Genomic DNA, 15,073 nt, shown 5'->3' on the forward strand with positions numbered 1-15,073 from the left:
TTGGCTGTCGTCCATATGCGGGTGAATTTCAATAAATGCGAGCAAGCGGCCTTTTTGCACCACTGAATTTAAAGGGGTACCAGGAACGGCCCGGCCAGAGGAAGTGAGTTCGGCCCGCACGTTTTCGTCCGCGCCGCAACAAAAAAGGCCCGGATCGCTCCGGGCCTTTCAAGGTAAAGGTTACAGACCTTATTCTGCCGCTTCGGCGTAAGCTTCCATTGGCGGGCAGGTGCAGATCAGGTTGCGGTCGCCGAAGACGTTGTCGATGCGGTTGACCGAGGACCAGTATTTGTCGACGCGGAACGAGCCGGGCGGGAAGCAGGCCTGTTCGCGGCTGTAGGGGCGGTCCCATTCGCCGACCAGATCTTCGACGGTGTGCGGGGCATTCTTCAACGGGTTGTTGAGCTTGTCCGCGCGTCCTTCTTCGATGTCACGGGCTTCCTCGCGGATGGCCAGCATGGCGTCGCAGAAGCGGTCGATTTCCGCCTTGGTTTCGGATTCCGTCGGCTCGATCATCAGCGTGCCGGCAACCGGCCAGCTCATGGTCGGCGCGTGGAAACCGCAGTCGATCAGACGCTTGGCAACATCGTCCACCGTCACGCCGCAGCTATCGGCCAGCGGCCGTGTGTCGATGATGCACTCATGCGCCACGCGACCGGTTTCCGACTTGTAGAGCACGTCGTAAGCGCCCTTCAGCCGTGCCGCGATGTAGTTGGCGTTGAGGATCGCAACCTTGGTTGCCTGCGTCAGACCTTCGCCGCCCATCATCAGGCAGTAGCTCCAGGAGATCGGCAGGATCGATGGAGAGCCGAACGGTGCTGCCGAAACCGCACCCTCGCGTCCGTCCGTCGAGGGGTGGCCGGGAAGGAACGGCGCCAGATGCGCCTTGACGCCGATCGGGCCCATGCCGGGACCGCCGCCGCCGTGCGGAATGCAGAAGGTCTTGTGCAGGTTTAGGTGCGAGACATCCGAACCGATGTCGCCGGGACGGGAAAGACCGACCATGGCGTTCATGTTCGCGCCGTCCAGATAGACCTGGCCGCCATACTTGTGGGTGATGTCGCAGATCTCGCGCACCGTCTCCTCGAACACGCCGTGCGTGGAAGGATAGGTGATCATGCAGCACGAGAGGTTTTCTGCGTACTGCTCTGCTTTTGCACGGAAATCGTCGATATCGACGTCGCCGTTTTCGCGTGCCTTGACTGGAACCACCTTCATGCCGGCCATCTGTGCGGAGGCAGGGTTGGTGCCATGCGCCGAGGTCGGGATCAGGCAGACGTCGCGGTGCGTGTCGCCATTGGCAAGGTGGAAGTTACGGATGGTCAGAAGACCCGCATATTCGCCCTGCGCACCGGAATTCGGCTGCATGGAGAAGGCGTCGTAACCGGTGACCGAGCACAGCTTTTCGGAGAGATCGTCGATCATTTCCCTGTAGCCGAGCGCCTGGTTGGCCGGCACGAAGGGATGGATGTCGGAGAATTCCGGCCAGGTGATCGGCAGCATTTCCGCTGTCGCGTTCAGCTTCATGGTGCAGGAACCGAGCGGTATCATCGCGCGGTCAAGCGCCAGGTCACGGTCCGAAAGACGGCGGATGTAACGCGTCATCTCGCTTTCGGCGCGGTTCATGTGGAAGATCGGATGCGTCATGTACTGGCTGGTGCGCAGCAGATCCTTCGGCAGACGATAATCCGGCTCGAAATCGGCAATCTCGAAGTTGCCGCCAAAGGCACGCCAGACGGCCTCCAGCGTTGCCGGGCGGGTCCGCTCGTCAAGGCTCATGCCGATCTTGGTGGCGCCGACCTTGCGCAGGTTCACGCCTTCCGCCACGGCCGAACGTAGGATAACGCCCTGCATGTGACCGACATCGACGGTGATGGTGTCGAAGAAGGTTTCCGGCTCGATCTTGTAACCGAGCTTTTCAAGACCCTTGGCCATCAGAACCGCCTTCTGGTGGGTCTGCTGGGCAATCGCCTTGATGCCCTGAGGGCCGTGGAACACGCCGTACATCGAGGCCATGACAGCCAGCAGCACCTGTGCGGTGCAGATGTTCGACGTCGCCTTTTCGCGGCGGATGTGCTGTTCGCGGGTCTGCAGCGACAGGCGATAGGCGCGGTTGCCGCGTGCATCGACGGAAACACCGACCAGACGGCCAGGCATGGAGCGCTTGTGCGCGTCCTTGACCGACATGTAGGCCGCATGCGGACCACCGTAACCGACGGGAACGCCAAAGCGCTGCGACGAGCCGATGGCGATATCCGCACCCATTTCACCGGGGGACTTGAGCAGCGTCAGGGCCAGAAGGTCGGCAGCGACGGCAGCGATGGCGCCGGTCTGGTGCAGACGGGCGATCAGGCCGGAGAAGTCGCTGACATGGCCGTGCGTGCCGGGATACTGGAAGATCGCGCCGAACACGTCCACCGGATCGAGATCGGTGAAGGGGTTGCCGACGATGATTTTCCAGCCGAGCGGTGCTGCACGGGTTTCGATCAGGGCAATGGTCTGCGGGTGGCAGTTGGCATCCACGAAGAAGGCGGTCGCCTTGGACTTCGCGACGCGCTGGCACATGGCCATGGCTTCGGCAGCCGCGGTCGCCTCATCGAGAAGCGATGCGTTGGCAACGTCGAGACCGGTCAGGTCGCACACCATCGTCTGATAGTTCAGCAGAGCTTCAAGACGACCCTGGGAGATTTCCGGCTGGTAGGGCGTGTAGGCCGTGTACCAGGCCGGGTTTTCCAGAATGTTGCGCTGGATGACCGGCGGCGTGATGGTGCCGTAATAGCCCTGGCCGATCAGCGAGGTCAGGACGAGGTTCTTGTTGGCCGTTTCGCGCAGGCGGTCGAGGGCTTCGCGCTCGGTCAGAGCCGCACCCCAGGTGAGTGGCGTCTTCTGGCGGATGGAAGCCGGCACGGTCGCGTCGATCAGGGCGTCGAGGCTCTTGTAGCCGACAACCTTGAGCATCTCGGCCATTTCCGACGGCGACGGCCCAATGTGACGCCGGTTGGCGAAATCATAGGGCTGATAGTCGGTGAAATGGAATTCGGTGGGCGTCGTCATTACGCGATCAGCTCCTTGTAGGCTGCTTCGTCGAGCAGCGCATCGGCATCCGCAACGTTGGAAAGCTTCAGCTTGAAGAACCAGCCGGCGCCCTGCGGATCGGAGTTGACGAGAGAAGGATCGTCAACGATGGCCTGATTGATTTCGGTGATTTCGCCGTCAAGCGGACAATAGACGTCGGATGCCGCCTTGACGCTTTCAACAGTGGCCGCTTCGCCATTCTTGGCAAAGGTGGAGCCGACTTCCGGCAGTTCGACGAATACGAGGTCGCCGAGCTGTTCGGCGGCATGGCTGGTGATGCCCACGGTGGCGACATCGCCTTCGATCTTCAGCCATTCGTGTTCTTCGGTAAATTTCAGCATCGGGTAATCTCCGGGAGTTTTGAAGAAAGACTATCGTTTGTAGGTGGGCGTGATGAAGGGCAGGGCGGCAACGGTCACCGGCAGATACTTGCCGCGCACTTCCGCAAAGATCGCCTTGCCGGCAACAGCGTAGTCGGTGGGCACGTAACCCATGGCAACCGGGCCTTCGACCGTGGGGCCAAAGCCGCCGGAGGTCACTTCGCCGATTTCGGTCTTGCCTTCCGCATCGGCAAACAGCTTCGAATGGCCGCGCACCGGTGCCTTGCCTTCCGGCTTCAGGCCGACACGGCGACGCGTTGTGCCGCTGGTCAGTTCGCCCAGAATGCGCTCGGCACCGGGGAAGCCGCCTTCACGGTCGCCACCGAGGCGGCGCACCTTCTGGATCGCCCATTCGAGCGATGCTTCGATCGGCGAGGTCGTGGTGTCGATGTCGTTGCCGTAAAGGCAAAGACCGGCCTCAAGGCGCAGGCTGTCACGCGCGCCAAGGCCAATCGGATGACAATCGGGATGTTCGAGCAGCGCCCTGGCGATTTCTTCTGCCTTGTCGGCCGGCACGGAAATCTCGAAGCCGTCTTCGCCGGAGTAACCGGAGCGCGAGACGATGCAGGCAACGTCATGCAGCGGCACTTCCTGCACGTCCATGAATTTCATTTCCGAAACGCCGGCCCAGAGTTCGGCCAGAACCTCTTCCGCACGCGGTCCCTGCAGCGCAATCAGCGCCCGGTCGTCGAGAAGGGTAATGTCGCAGGTCTCGCTCATATGCGCCTTCATGTGGGCGACATCGGCGTCCTTGCAGGCAGCATTGACGACAACGAACAGATGGTCGCCGCGATTGGTGATCATCAGGTCGTCAAGAATGCAGCCGTTTTCGTCGGTGAAGAAACCGTAGCGCTGGCGACCTTCCTTCAGGCCGAGAATATCGACCGGTACCAGCTTTTCGAGCGCCAGCGCCGCATCGGCATTGTTGCCGGACTTGGCTTTGACGATGACCTGGCCCATGTGGGACACATCGAACACACCGGCGGCTGTGCGCGTCTGGATATGTTCTTTCAAAACGCCAGCCGGGTACTGCACAGGCATGTCGTAACCGGCGAATGGAACCATGCGGGCGCCAAGCGACAGGTGCAACGAATGAAGCGGGGTAACTTTAAGAGCGGCGGTATCGTCCAAGGACGCCTCCAGGGTTGCGCTGAAAACGCGCGGGCTCAGGTCGTGACGCAAAAGCGCCGGTTTCAAGAGCCCCCTCTGTCCTTGTCGCCTGAGATTGTTATCCCTTCGGCGAGCCGTCCTTGTGAAAGGTGGCTTCTCTCCAGAGTTCCGTCATCTTCGCTGGTCCTTTTGCCTGAGAGTTTCCGGGGCGGTTGCTCCTTCGGCACCGCACTCAAGCGGTTTCTCCCAACGATGATGCGACGCTCATTATCTGCGAAGGCCCTCTCTTGGCAAGGACCAAATGCCGCAACTGAACAGATTCTTGCTCTATCTGCGCCATCGCCCAAAAAAACGGCGAATGCCCCATTCGCAGGCGCTTTACGGTCAGTCGCCCTTTCGCTCCGGCAGGCCCTTGCGCTTGGTCGATGCCAGATCTTCAAGTTCTTTTTCTGTCATGGACTTAGCCATGTCTTTTGAAGCACCTTGTAAACTGGATTTGCTGGTTTCGCCACGTTTTGCGGCCAGTGCCGCGCCTGCGGCTTTCTGTTGTGCCTTGGATTTTGCCGGCATGTGTCTGCCTCCTCTGAAAGAGCGATGCCGCCATTAAAATGCTCCCCTGCGACGATTGTTCCCACGCCGACAGGTCCGTTGCGGCAATTTCCCCTTTGCTCCGCGCCGCAAAGCGCTGTATCGCCTTGATTATGACGATGGGATGGAACGCTCGGCTGACATCGACGGAAAAGGTGCTGCGCATCCTCTGCGCCGTGCTGATGCTGTCGCTCGGTTTTGCCCACAAGTCGTTCGCCCTTCCGCCAGCCCAGCCGGTGCTGGATGAGACCTACAGACTGCCGGATGGCACCTTCGCCGAAATCTGCTTCGGGCACGACGAAGGCGTCAAGGTCGACCACGGCAAAAGCGATCACTCCGGCGACGCCATCCTGTTTTGCGAAGCCTGCCTTCTCGCCTCGTCCATTCTCGTTCCCGTGCCGGATGGCGAGAGCTGGCTGCAGACCGAATTCGCCTGGCTTGAAAACGGCCTCTCTGTCGAGCGCGGTGTCCACAATGATCAGAACCTGGAAACGCCAAAGGCGCGCGGCCCTCCCGTTCTCTTCTCCTGACCTCGCATAACGATCAGAAACGCCGCCCGTTTGCGGCATAGGGGAGACTGCCAGAACCTTGATATGGCGGCAGTCAAAGGACCGGAAAATGAGAACACACAAGATCATCGCCTGCACAGCACTTGTCGCCGCAGCCTCCACCGCGCAGGCATTTGCGCACACGTCTTTCGTCAATGGCTCGGCAGAGCAGGAAAGCACCATCGTTGCAGCGCTGCAGGTGCCGCACGGCTGCGATGGCGGCCTTGCCACCACGGAAGTGCGCATGGTGCTGCCGGAAGGTTTCATTGCCGCCAAGCCGCAGCCCAAGGCCGGCTGGGAACTGGAAATCATCAAGGGCGATTACCAGAAGGCCTATAAGAACCATGGGCAGGAGATCAAAAGCGGTCCGGTGGAAATCCGCTGGAAGGGCGGCGAACTGCCGGATGAGTTTTACGACACCTTCAATGTGCAGGGTAAGGTTTCCGGCGTAGAGGCCGGCGGCAACCTCGCCTTCAAGGTCACGCAGCTTTGCGGCGACAAAAGTAAGGTCGCCTGGGATGAGGTCGCGGCAGCGGGCGTCGATCCCCATTCGCTGAAGAACCCGGCACCGGTGATCCGCGTGACCGCGAAGACCGAAGGCGAGGGGCACCATGACCACGCGGCGATGGCGGCAGCACCCGATGTTGTCACCGTCGGCAGCCTGGAACTGTCGGGCGGCGTCTCCAGGGCCATGCTGCCGGGTCAGCCGGTCGGCGGCGGTTACGTCACCATCAAGAACACCGGCACGGCCGATGACAAGCTGGTTGCGGTCGAAACCGCTGCAGCCGGTCGCTCGGAAATGCACGAAATGGCTATGGTCAATGACGTCATGAAGATGCGCAAGCTCGACGACGGTATCATTATCCCGGCCGGTCAGACGGTGGAGCTGAAGCCCGGCGGTCTGCACTTCATGTTCTTCAACGTGCAGAAGCCTTTCGCCGATGGCGACAAGATCCCGCTGACGCTAACCTTTGAAAAGGCAGGCAAGGCAGAGGTCATTTTGTCAGTCGGTTCGGCCAAGGGTGGCGATGAACACCAGCATCAGCACAATTGATTTAAACAAAACGACCGCCGGAGCAACCTGGCTGCGGCGGTCTCGATCCTGCGATTGTGGCGTCGGACAATGTCAGCACCGCAATCGCCCGGAGATCGGGCTATAAGATCTCTGCGATATCCTGATTGGAGCCGTCGCTTTCAGGGTTTTTGTTGCCGCTGTTGTCGTCGTAAGCCTCTACGGCCTCTGAGAGCGTCGTCTGCGGTTCCTGCCGCTGACTGGCGGCCGTGAGGAAGTAGAGCGTCAGCGCCGGTGGGCGCACGGCTGTCATCAATCCTCTGAGCTGAAAGTCGTCGCCCGTTTCGGCCTTGCGCGCCAGTTCTTCAATGGCGTGCTCTACTTCGCTTTTGCGCGATACGCGCTGTACGGGCTTTTGTGCTTCAAGAGCATAGGCGGCCGTGGTCGCCGAAACTGAAAGAACCTGTGTCATTCACCCTCCGGCCCCTGCTGCCGATGTCATGAAAGCTTAACAATACTGATGACCTCTTGCCGTGAAGCTAAATCGGGAGGCGGTTGTTTAATTGAATTTTAGTGAAATCGGCGCGTCGGCACGGTAAGTCGTTGGCGCCTTCCGCCCTCTCCATCCATGGTCCGGGCGTGTCATATCTTTTTTAGACCGGAGACATTATCGATGCTGAATATCGCACTCGTCGCTGCAGGTGGCGCCATCGGTTCGGTTTTTCGCTACCTCGTCGGCATGTGGAGCATGCGCGTTGCCGGGCCTGCCTTCCCCTGGGGCACGCTGGTGGTCAATGTCGCGGGATCGTTCCTGATCGGCCTTTTGGTCGAACTGATCGCGCGACGCCTGAATGCATCGTCGGAAATGCGCCTGTTCATCGTCACCGGCGTGCTCGGTGGCTTCACGACATTTTCGTCCTTCTCGCTCGATGCCGTTGCCCTGTTCGAACGTGGCGCTCTCAGCCTTTCGGCAGTTTACGTCATCGCCACACTGGTTGTTTCGATCGTTGCTGTTTTTGCCGGGCTGGCCTTGGGACGCAGTTTGCTCTAAAGGCTGATCCAAACGGCGCGCCGATGACGTGAGCGCGCGATCAGACAGAAAGACTGGAATTTTTATGGCAGGTATCGAGCATATCAAGGTCGAGGCCGATGAGGCCGGTATGCGCCTCGATCGCTGGTTCAAGGTACATTATCCGGGGCTGGGCTTCGGTCAGTTGCAGAAGCTCATGCGATCCGGACAGGTGCGTGTCGATGGCGGCCGCGTCAAGACCGACGCGCGCGTGCAGCCGGGGCAGATGGTGCGCGTTCCGCCGCTGGAATCAGATGCGAAGGTCAAGACCGGCCCGATCGGTTCGAAGGACCTCAAGCACTCTGAAGATGGCGATCTCCTGAAGCGCATGTTGCTGCATGAAGATGACAAGGTCTTCGTCTTCAATAAGCCGGCCGGCATTGCCGTGCAGGGCGGTTCGGGTGTGACCCGTCACATTGACGGCCTGCTGGAAGCGTGGACAAGCCAGAAGGGCGAAAAGCCGCGTCTGGTGCATCGTCTCGACCGTGATACCTCCGGCGTGCTGGTGGTTGCCCGCACGCGAGGTGCTGCGCAGAAGCTGACGGCTGCCTTCCGCGAACGCGACACCAAGAAGACCTACTGGTCGCTGGTGAGGGGCGTGCCGCGCAAGCACCAGGACAAGATCTCGACCTGGCTGGTCAAGGAACAGACGCCGGATGGCGACCGCATGCGTATCGCCAAGCATGGCGAAGACGGTGCGGATCATGCCGTATCCTATTACCGGGTCATCGACACCGCCGCGCAGAACCTTGCCTGGCTGGAAATGGAACCCTACACCGGCCGCACGCACCAGCTTCGCGTACACGCGCTGCATATAGGCCACCCGATTATCGGCGACCCCAAATATTACATCGACGATCCGAACTGGGATTTCCCCGGTGGCGTCCAGAAGCGTCTGCATCTGCATGCGCGCCACATCGACATTCCGCACCCTTCGGGCGGGCGTCTGCGCATCACTGCACCTTTGCCGCCGCACATGGTGCAGACCTGGAACCTGCTCGGTTTCGACCAGGCTGATGGCGACAAGGACGACGAATGAAACTGGTCCTGTTCGATTGTGATGGCACGCTGGTCGACAGCGCGCGCCTTATCCACGAGGTCATGGCGCGCACCTTCGTGCATTTCGGTTACGATCGTCCGGATATTTCCGAGACGAAGGCAATCATCGGTCTCACCCTCGATATCGCCATTGCCCGCATGCAGGGCAAACCGCATGTCGATGAAGAGGCAACGGCGATGACCGCGCATTACAAGGCGATCTTTCAGGAAACCCGCGCCGAAGCCGGTTTTCAGGAGCCGCTGTTTGACGGCATCGCTCCGATGATCGACCGGCTGGCAACCCGTGATGACGTGTTGATGGGCGCTGTCACCGGCAAGTCGCGGCGTGGCCTCAATCTCATCATGGACACGCACGGTTTGCGCCAGCACTTCATCGTGTCGCGCACGGCAGACGATTGCCCCTCCAAGCCGCATCCGGGCATGGTCACGGAATGCTGCCATGAAACCGGCATGGTTCCGGCCGATACTATCGTCATCGGCGATGCCATCTACGACATGCAGATGGCCAAGGCTGCGGGCGCAACGGCGATCGGGGTTGCCTGGGGTTATGCCTCGGTTGACGATCTCTGGAAAGCCGGCGCCGACGCTGTCGTCAGCCATCCCAATGAAATTCCGGCCTATGTTCCCGACTAAGCCGATACCAGAGACCAAGAAGGACGTGTGATGCGCGATCTCCTGAACGATCTTTCCGAGGGGCTGAGCCACCCCGATCCGATCCTGCGCGCCCAAAAGCAGATGCAGCGCCCCTTGCCGAAGCGTTTTTACAAGGACGTGACGATTGCCGAGGCGGAAGAGGGCGGTTTTGCCATTCTTCTCGATGGCAAGACCCTGCGCACACCCGCCAAGCACAGCCTGACCGTGCCGACGAAGGCTGCGGCCGACCTGTTGCGTGACGAATGGGATGCGCAGACGGAGGTCGTCAATCCGGCGATCATGCCGATTTCGCGCCATGTGAATACGGCAATCGACGGCATTGCCAGCGACACGCAGGCTGTGTTCGAAGATATCCTGCGGTTTTCCTCCAGCGATCTCCTCTGCTACCGCGCCAGCGATCCCGCCCGTCTGGTGGAACGTCAGGCCACGCATTGGGACCCGGTTCTGGATTGGGCGGCCAATACGCTTGGCGCACGTTTCATCCTGATCGAAGGTGTCATGCATCAGGAGCAGCCGAAAGAGGCTGTGTCGGCCTTCGCGTTCACGCTGCGTAAATACGATACGCCGATCGCGCTTGCCGCTCTCCACACCATGACGACGCTGACCGGCTCCGCCATTCTGGCGCTGGCCGTGGCGGAAGAGGAGCTGACGCTCGAAGAAGCCTGGGCGCTCGCCCATCTCGACGAGGACTGGACGGCGGAACAATGGGGCGAAGACGAAGAAGCGCTGGAACGCCGCGCCTACAAGCTGGTGGAGATGCGGGCTGCGGCCGGGCTTCTGGCGGCGCTGAAAGCGGCTGCTTGACGCTTTTTTAACCCTGATGATCGAATATGTGGCTACCTTACGTTAGGGGAGCCGCAGGTCATGTCCATTCGTCCAGGGCGCCTTGGCATTTTTGTGCTGGCGTGTTTCGCGCTCATGTCTTTCCGGCTGGAGCCGGAAGCGACTGACGCTGGGCGGCTTCTTTACGATGTGCGCGGTGCGTTCGTGGCGGCAAAGCCCGATGTCTCCGCGCCTCTCATGCAATCCATTCATGCGCAGGTGCTGAACGCCATCAAGATGACGGCGCGCGAAAAGATGCGGCCGCGGGTGGTGCTGACAATCCGCCTTGCATCGGTAACCCGCGCCTCGATGCTGTTTGGCGAAAGGGCATCCGCCCGCGTCATCGTTCGCGCCGCGGCCGTCTCGACGGGCGAGGTGATTGCCGAGGCAAAATTCACCGCGACGGTGGTGGGGCTGAACGGCCAGTCGCTCGAGCAGGAACTGGCCTACGGCGTTGCCGAACGGGTGATCCGCGAATTCCGCCTCAATCATCCCGGTCCGGCAACTCTGGCAACCGCGCTCTTTCCCTGACAATTCGAAAATCGCGTGAAAAAGAGCGCTCCGCTCTGGCGTCTTAGCCGAGACGTTCGGCATGCCACTTCAGATGTTCGTCCATGAAGGTCGAGATGAAGTAATAGGAGTGGTCGTAGCGCTCATGCATGCGCAGCGTCAGGCCGATATCGGTGCCCTTCACCGCATCCTCGAACAGCCACGGACGCAGGCCCTTTTCCAGGAAGCCATCGGCTTTGCCCTGATCGATGAGGAATTCGGGGAAACGCGCGCCGTCTTCCACCAGCGAGCAGGCATCGTACTGGCGCCATGCGGCACGGTCAGCGCCGAGATATTTTTCGAAGGCCGGTTCCGACCAGTCGGCGGAAGACGGGGCGACGATCGGTGCGAAAGCCGAGCAGCTCCTGAAGCGCTCCGGGTTCTTCAGCGCAATCGTCATCGCGCCATGTCCGCCCATCGAGTGACCGAAAATCGCCTGGCGGTTCATGTCCGCACGGAAATGTGTGGCGATATAAGCCGGCAGCTCCTCGGTGATGTAGGTATACATCTGGTAGTGCTCGGCCCAGGGCGTTTCGGTGGCGTTGAGGTAGAAGCCCGCGCCCTTGCCCATCTGCCAGTTGGTCAGTTCGTCCGGCACGTCATTGCCGCGCGGGCTGGTGTCCGGGCAGACGATGATCAGGCCGAGTTCGGATGCCATGCGGCGGTACTCGCCCTTTTCCATCACGTTCGCATGGGTGCAGGTCAGGCCGGAAAGATACCAGACAACCGGGCAGGGCTCGTTGATCGCTTTCGGCGGTACGTAAACGGCAAAGGTCATTTCGCTCTTGCAGGCTTCCGACGTGTGGGAAAATACGCCCTGCATGCCGCCGAACGCCGTATTTTGCGAAATGATATTCATGAGATCAGTCCTTGATGATGCTTGAATGTAAAAAGGATCAGCCCGCCAGCGCGACGGCCGCATTCACGGCAGCGGCGACGAGGATCGTGTTGAAGAAAAACGAAACGATGGAATGCAGCAAGGTCACCTTGCGCATGGAGGTCGTGGTCAGGGCGACGTCGGAGGTTTGCGCCGTCATGCCGATGACCACGGCGTAATAGAGGAAATCGAAACCGCAGGGTTCCTTGGTATCGGGAAAATCCATGCCGCCACGGTGCTGCGGCTTGCCGTCCACAGTCGTCGGGCGCCAGTAGAGATGGGCGTAATGCAGCGCCGTCATGGTGTGGATGGTCAGCCAGCCGAGGATTACCGAACCAAAGGCGAGGCAGAGTGTCCACACGGTCTGTCCGGCCGCATGGTTCAACGCCAGAAACAGCGAGACCACGGCAACACCGACAGCGAGAAGCGTGACGCCGGTAATCGCAAGTGCCGGCAGGTCATCGGTATCGGCATGCGCCTTCAGGTGCCGTGCCGTCAGTTGCGGCAGCCGCACGGCGATCATGACCAGATAGGTCAGGAAAAACAGGATTGCGGCAATTTCAACCGCCAGCGACGGCATGAAGATCACCGCTGGAACAAGCCCGACGATGCCGACGAGAAAGGCGACATAAAACGGCTGGTGCCGACGATACGAACTGCTCTTCTGGGTGGTTGTTGTCATGGGCGCGCTCCGGCTTGCCGGTCATTTTTTGACACGACGGCAGAACCGGTCAAGCGTCTCCAGAAACGCCGATCTGTCGCGCGGTGAAAATGCCGCGTTGTAACCCTTGCTTTCGCCGGTTTCGCGCAGATGCGCGCCAAGATCGCGCATGGCTGTGGCCATGCCGATATTCGATTTGTCGAACACACGTCCTGTCGGTCCGGTCACGAGCGCGCCTTTGGCGACGCAGCGCCCCGCCAGCGGCACGTCGGCGGTCACGACGATGTCGTCTTCGCCGGCATGTTCGGCAATCCAGTCGTCGGCTGCATCGAAGGAGCTGGACACGATGACATTGCGCACCATCGGATCGCGTGACGGGCGCAGGCCGGAATTGGCCACGAAGGTCACTTCCAGCCCATGCCGTTCCGCAACCTTCAGAATTTCCGGCTTCACCGGGCAGGCATCGGCATCGACATAGATTTGCGGCATGGATACTTCTTCGCTGTTTTTGGCGTTTCAGGCGCTTTTATCGTCATTACAAGGGATTACCAACCCCGCACCGTTGCAGAATGCCATAAAAGAGGTGCGCGCTCGCTGATCTGCCAGTGCTGCTTTGCATTTGAAGCCATTGCCTTCATAAAACGGTCATCGGGCATCCGCATAGCGTTGCGGGCAGCATGGGCGAGGGGCAGTGGTGACATCTTCGGCAGAGACGGGCAGTGAAGGCATGGCAGGACAGCCGCATGGCACGCCGGCGGAGGTATTTTTTGCCTTCCTCAAACTTGGTCTGACCTCTTTCGGCGGCCCGATTGCTCATCTCGGCTATTTTCGCGACGAGCTTGTGGTGCGCCGCAAGTGGATCGATGAAGCCGGATATGCCGATCTCGTTGCGCTCTGCCAGTTTCTTCCCGGCCCGGCATCCAGCCAGGTGGGGTTTGCTCTTGGTCTTTTGCGCGGCGGGCCGCTCGGTGCTTTTGCCGCCTGGGCCGCCTTTACCCTGCCATCGGCGATCTTGCTGGTGGCCTTCGCATTATTGGCCACAGCCTTTGACGGTCCCATCGGCACCGGTCTATTGCACGGCCTGAAGATCGTTGCGGTTGCCGTGGTAGCGCAGGCGGTCTGGGGCATGGCGCGCAGCCTGGCACCGGATCGGCAACGGGCCAGCATCGCGCTTGCCGCCGTCGCCATCGTGGTGTTTGCCGCAGGCGCCATCGGCCAGATCGCCGCCCTTGGTCTTGGCGCGCTGGCGGGTCTGGTGTTTTGTCGTGATGGCGTCGTTACCGGCACGCCGCATCTGGCGTTTCGGGTGTCCCGCAGCGTCGGCGTTGCCTCGCTCGTTGCGTTTTTCGGTTTCCTCGTCGGCCTGCCGGTCATCGCCTCCGTGGCAGGTTCGCAAGGGCTGGACCTTTTCGACGCCTTCTATAGGTCCGGTTCACTGGTGTTCGGCGGCGGCCATGTCGTGCTGCCGCTGCTGCAGGCCGAGGTCGTCAATCCCGGCTGGCTCGGCAACGATGCCTTCCTGACCGGTTATGGCGCAGCGCAGGCCGTTCCCGGACCGCTCTTCACCTTCGCCGCCTATCTCGGCGCGGCCATGGAGCTGCAACCGAACGGCATCACCGGCGCGATCATCTGTCTTGTCGCCATCTTCCTGCCGGGATTCCTTCTGCTGGTCGGCGCCCTGCCATTCTGGAACAGCTTTCGCAAACGCCCCATGGCTCAGGCCGCCATGCGCGGCGCCAACGCCGCCGTCGTCGGCATTCTCGGCGCCGCACTCTACAGCCCTGTCTGGACCAGTGCCATCCTGAACGCCTACGACTTCACCCTCGCACTCACGGGTTTCATACTCCTCGTCATCTGGAAAGCCCCGCCGTGGCTGGTGGTGGTGCTGATGGGAGCAGGGGGCATTCTGCTGGGGTGATTATCATGCTTGCGATAACCACTCTTCGCGCAACATACCCATGATGGCCGTGTCCCATCGCTCATCACCCACCTTGGCCGAGGATCGCCTGACGCCCTCGTGAGAAAACCCGGCCTTGATGTAGGTCCGGATCGCAGCGGTGTTCCAGCTATAGACGTTCAATTCCGTCCTCTCGATCTCGGGATTGGAGAACGCCTGTCTCACCGCCGCTTTCAGCAGTGGCAGGGCCAGGCCTTTGCCGCGCATCTCCGGAGCGATCATGACACGGCCGATCCGCGCGACACCATTTCGCCAGTCCAGCGCCACCTGAATATGGCCCGCCAACGCGTGAGTGCGATCAACGGCCATCCAGCTCAGGCGCCTGGGCGGAGTAGCCCGTCCCTCGGCGATCATCTCTTCAAGCTGTCGGTCCGTAACAGGGTGTTCCAGATCGGGGCCTCCCCATTGCACGAGATCCCGCTCGGTCGGGAGCCAGTTGCGAAGAACCGGAAAGTGACTGGGTTCGAAATCGATCAATTCAATCATGTCTGCCGCCATATCTCATTCCACTGAAGACAACCTGCAGCCAGCAGCTTCCGCAACACAACGCAGGTGTTATCTCCGTCAGCTCGTATTTAAACGTTAGCGCGAATCTTTCAAATTACCCCATCGTCAAGTTGCGAAAAACAATCTAGGATAAGTCATATAGTCTTTTGGTTGCGTTTTATTATCAGTCACTTACATTCGGAAACAATAAGAAACATAGGGGCGC

Annotated in this window: 17 protein-coding genes and 1 riboswitch; of the genes, 8 read left to right on the forward strand and 9 right to left on the reverse strand. The window is 60.5% G+C overall.

Annotated elements, in window-relative coordinates:
• Window positions 1-189: 189 nt before the first annotated feature.
• The 4 genes from gcvP to FY156_05775 all read right to left on the reverse strand — a co-directional run bounded on the left by gcvP (window position 190) and on the right by FY156_05775 (window position 5,135).
• Complete coding sequence (gene gcvP / locus FY156_05760) at window positions 190-3,054, reverse strand: aminomethyl-transferring glycine dehydrogenase (GenBank protein UXS01033.1); 2,865 nt, start codon at window positions 3,052-3,054, stop codon at window positions 190-192.
• Entirely contained in the window at window positions 3,054-3,416 is a 363-nt protein-coding gene (gcvH, locus tag FY156_05765; GenBank protein UXS01034.1) for a glycine cleavage system protein GcvH, read from the reverse strand. The genes gcvP and gcvH overlap by 1 nt, the downstream gene beginning before the upstream one ends.
• Window positions 3,417-3,446: 30 nt before the next feature.
• On the reverse strand, window positions 3,447-4,586 hold the full coding sequence (gcvT, locus tag FY156_05770; protein UXS01035.1) for a glycine cleavage system aminomethyltransferase GcvT: 1,140 nt from the start codon (window positions 4,584-4,586) through the stop codon (window positions 3,447-3,449).
• A 150-nt stretch (window positions 4,587-4,736) separates the two neighbouring features.
• Window positions 4,737-4,824, reverse strand: a riboswitch (glycine riboswitch).
• Between the two features lie 125 nt (window positions 4,825-4,949).
• Window positions 4,950-5,135 carry a DUF3008 family protein gene (locus FY156_05775; GenBank protein UXS01036.1) on the reverse strand — a complete coding sequence of 62 codons (186 nt, stop codon included), beginning with the start codon at window positions 5,133-5,135 and terminating at the stop codon, window positions 4,950-4,952.
• A 131-nt stretch (window positions 5,136-5,266) separates the two neighbouring features.
• On the opposite strand from FY156_05775, the gene FY156_05780 reads away from it, so the two are divergent.
• Both FY156_05780 and FY156_05785 read left to right on the forward strand, forming a co-directional pair.
• Window positions 5,267-5,683 (forward strand): hypothetical protein, encoded by a 417-nt coding sequence (locus FY156_05780; protein ID UXS01037.1) that lies wholly within the window; start codon window positions 5,267-5,269, stop codon window positions 5,681-5,683.
• A gap of 88 nt (window positions 5,684-5,771) precedes the next feature.
• Window positions 5,772-6,755, forward strand: a complete 984-nt coding sequence (locus FY156_05785; GenBank protein ID UXS01038.1) for a DUF1775 domain-containing protein — start codon at window positions 5,772-5,774, stop codon at window positions 6,753-6,755.
• Between the two features lie 100 nt (window positions 6,756-6,855).
• On the opposite strand, the gene FY156_05790 is transcribed toward FY156_05785, so the two are convergent.
• On the reverse strand, window positions 6,856-7,185 hold the full coding sequence (locus FY156_05790; GenBank protein UXS01039.1) for a hypothetical protein: 330 nt from the start codon (window positions 7,183-7,185) through the stop codon (window positions 6,856-6,858).
• A gap of 201 nt (window positions 7,186-7,386) precedes the next feature.
• On the opposite strand from FY156_05790, the gene crcB reads away from it, so the two are divergent.
• The 5 genes from crcB to FY156_05815 all read left to right on the forward strand — a co-directional run bounded on the left by crcB (window position 7,387) and on the right by FY156_05815 (window position 10,848).
• Window positions 7,387-7,764, forward strand: a complete 378-nt coding sequence (crcB, locus tag FY156_05795; protein ID UXS01040.1) for a fluoride efflux transporter CrcB — start codon at window positions 7,387-7,389, stop codon at window positions 7,762-7,764.
• A gap of 64 nt (window positions 7,765-7,828) precedes the next feature.
• A complete protein-coding gene (locus FY156_05800) occupies window positions 7,829-8,821 on the forward strand; it encodes an RluA family pseudouridine synthase (protein UXS01041.1) in 993 nt (330 codons plus the stop codon).
• On the forward strand, window positions 8,818-9,474 hold the full coding sequence (locus FY156_05805) for an HAD family hydrolase (GenBank protein ID UXS01042.1): 657 nt from the start codon (window positions 8,818-8,820) through the stop codon (window positions 9,472-9,474). Before FY156_05800 ends, FY156_05805 begins: the two co-directional genes overlap by 4 nt.
• Before the next feature lie 30 nt (window positions 9,475-9,504).
• A complete protein-coding gene (locus FY156_05810) occupies window positions 9,505-10,299 on the forward strand; it encodes an ATPase (protein UXS01043.1) in 795 nt (264 codons plus the stop codon).
• 60 nt (window positions 10,300-10,359) lie between these two features.
• The gene (locus FY156_05815) at window positions 10,360-10,848 is read left to right on the forward strand and encodes a hypothetical protein (protein ID UXS01044.1); all 489 of its coding nucleotides are present in this window, start codon (window positions 10,360-10,362) and stop codon (window positions 10,846-10,848) included.
• A gap of 43 nt (window positions 10,849-10,891) precedes the next feature.
• On the opposite strand, the gene fghA is transcribed toward FY156_05815, so the two are convergent.
• From fghA to FY156_05830, 3 genes are read right to left on the reverse strand one after another with little or no spacing between them, the layout of a single operon-like run.
• On the reverse strand, window positions 10,892-11,725 hold the full coding sequence (gene fghA, locus FY156_05820) for an S-formylglutathione hydrolase (GenBank protein UXS01045.1): 834 nt from the start codon (window positions 11,723-11,725) through the stop codon (window positions 10,892-10,894).
• 37 nt (window positions 11,726-11,762) lie between these two features.
• Window positions 11,763-12,425, reverse strand: a complete 663-nt coding sequence (locus FY156_05825) for a DUF1345 domain-containing protein (protein ID UXS01046.1) — start codon at window positions 12,423-12,425, stop codon at window positions 11,763-11,765.
• Window positions 12,426-12,446: 21 nt separating this feature from the next.
• On the reverse strand, window positions 12,447-12,893 hold the full coding sequence (locus FY156_05830; GenBank protein ID UXS01047.1) for a YaiI/YqxD family protein: 447 nt from the start codon (window positions 12,891-12,893) through the stop codon (window positions 12,447-12,449).
• Between the two features lie 238 nt (window positions 12,894-13,131).
• Here FY156_05830 and chrA point away from each other — a divergent pair, with 238 nt between their 5' ends.
• Window positions 13,132-14,322, forward strand: a complete 1,191-nt coding sequence (gene chrA / locus FY156_05835) for a chromate efflux transporter (GenBank protein ID UXS03035.1) — start codon at window positions 13,132-13,134, stop codon at window positions 14,320-14,322.
• Window positions 14,323-14,325: 3 nt separating this feature from the next.
• Here chrA and FY156_05840 read toward each other — a convergent pair whose 3' ends face one another.
• Complete coding sequence (locus FY156_05840; GenBank protein ID UXS03036.1) at window positions 14,326-14,844, reverse strand: GNAT family N-acetyltransferase; 519 nt, start codon at window positions 14,842-14,844, stop codon at window positions 14,326-14,328.
• Between the last annotated feature and the right edge of the window lie 229 nt (window positions 14,845-15,073).

Origin of the sequence: Agrobacterium tumefaciens, from assembly GCA_025559845.1 — a bacterium.
Taxonomy (GTDB): Bacteria; Pseudomonadota; Alphaproteobacteria; order Rhizobiales; family Rhizobiaceae; genus Agrobacterium.

What these genes read in the sequence shown, in the direction of transcription:
- FY156_05815 (UXS01044.1), top strand. Translation starts at nt 10,360, where the DNA reads ATGTCCATTCGTCCAGGGCGCCTTGGCATTTTTGTGCTGGCGTGTTTC.
- FY156_05830 (UXS01047.1), bottom strand. Translation starts at nt 12,893, where the DNA reads ATGCCGCAAATCTATGTCGATGCCGATGCCTGCCCGGTGAAGCCGGAA.
- gcvP (UXS01033.1), bottom strand. Translation starts at nt 3,054, where the DNA reads ATGACGACGCCCACCGAATTCCATTTCACCGACTATCAGCCCTATGAT.
- FY156_05805 (UXS01042.1), top strand. Translation starts at nt 8,818, where the DNA reads ATGAAACTGGTCCTGTTCGATTGTGATGGCACGCTGGTCGACAGCGCG.
- fghA (UXS01045.1), bottom strand. Translation starts at nt 11,725, where the DNA reads ATGAATATCATTTCGCAAAATACGGCGTTCGGCGGCATGCAGGGCGTA.
- crcB (UXS01040.1), top strand. Translation starts at nt 7,387, where the DNA reads ATGCTGAATATCGCACTCGTCGCTGCAGGTGGCGCCATCGGTTCGGTT.
- chrA (UXS03035.1), top strand. Translation starts at nt 13,132, where the DNA reads ATGGCAGGACAGCCGCATGGCACGCCGGCGGAGGTATTTTTTGCCTTC.
- FY156_05825 (UXS01046.1), bottom strand. Translation starts at nt 12,425, where the DNA reads ATGACAACAACCACCCAGAAGAGCAGTTCGTATCGTCGGCACCAGCCG.
- FY156_05780 (UXS01037.1), top strand. Translation starts at nt 5,267, where the DNA reads ATGACGATGGGATGGAACGCTCGGCTGACATCGACGGAAAAGGTGCTG.
- FY156_05790 (UXS01039.1), bottom strand. Translation starts at nt 7,185, where the DNA reads ATGACACAGGTTCTTTCAGTTTCGGCGACCACGGCCGCCTATGCTCTT.
- FY156_05785 (UXS01038.1), top strand. Translation starts at nt 5,772, where the DNA reads ATGAGAACACACAAGATCATCGCCTGCACAGCACTTGTCGCCGCAGCC.
- FY156_05800 (UXS01041.1), top strand. Translation starts at nt 7,829, where the DNA reads ATGGCAGGTATCGAGCATATCAAGGTCGAGGCCGATGAGGCCGGTATG.
- FY156_05810 (UXS01043.1), top strand. Translation starts at nt 9,505, where the DNA reads ATGCGCGATCTCCTGAACGATCTTTCCGAGGGGCTGAGCCACCCCGAT.
- gcvH (UXS01034.1), bottom strand. Translation starts at nt 3,416, where the DNA reads ATGCTGAAATTTACCGAAGAACACGAATGGCTGAAGATCGAAGGCGAT.
- FY156_05775 (UXS01036.1), bottom strand. Translation starts at nt 5,135, where the DNA reads ATGCCGGCAAAATCCAAGGCACAACAGAAAGCCGCAGGCGCGGCACTG.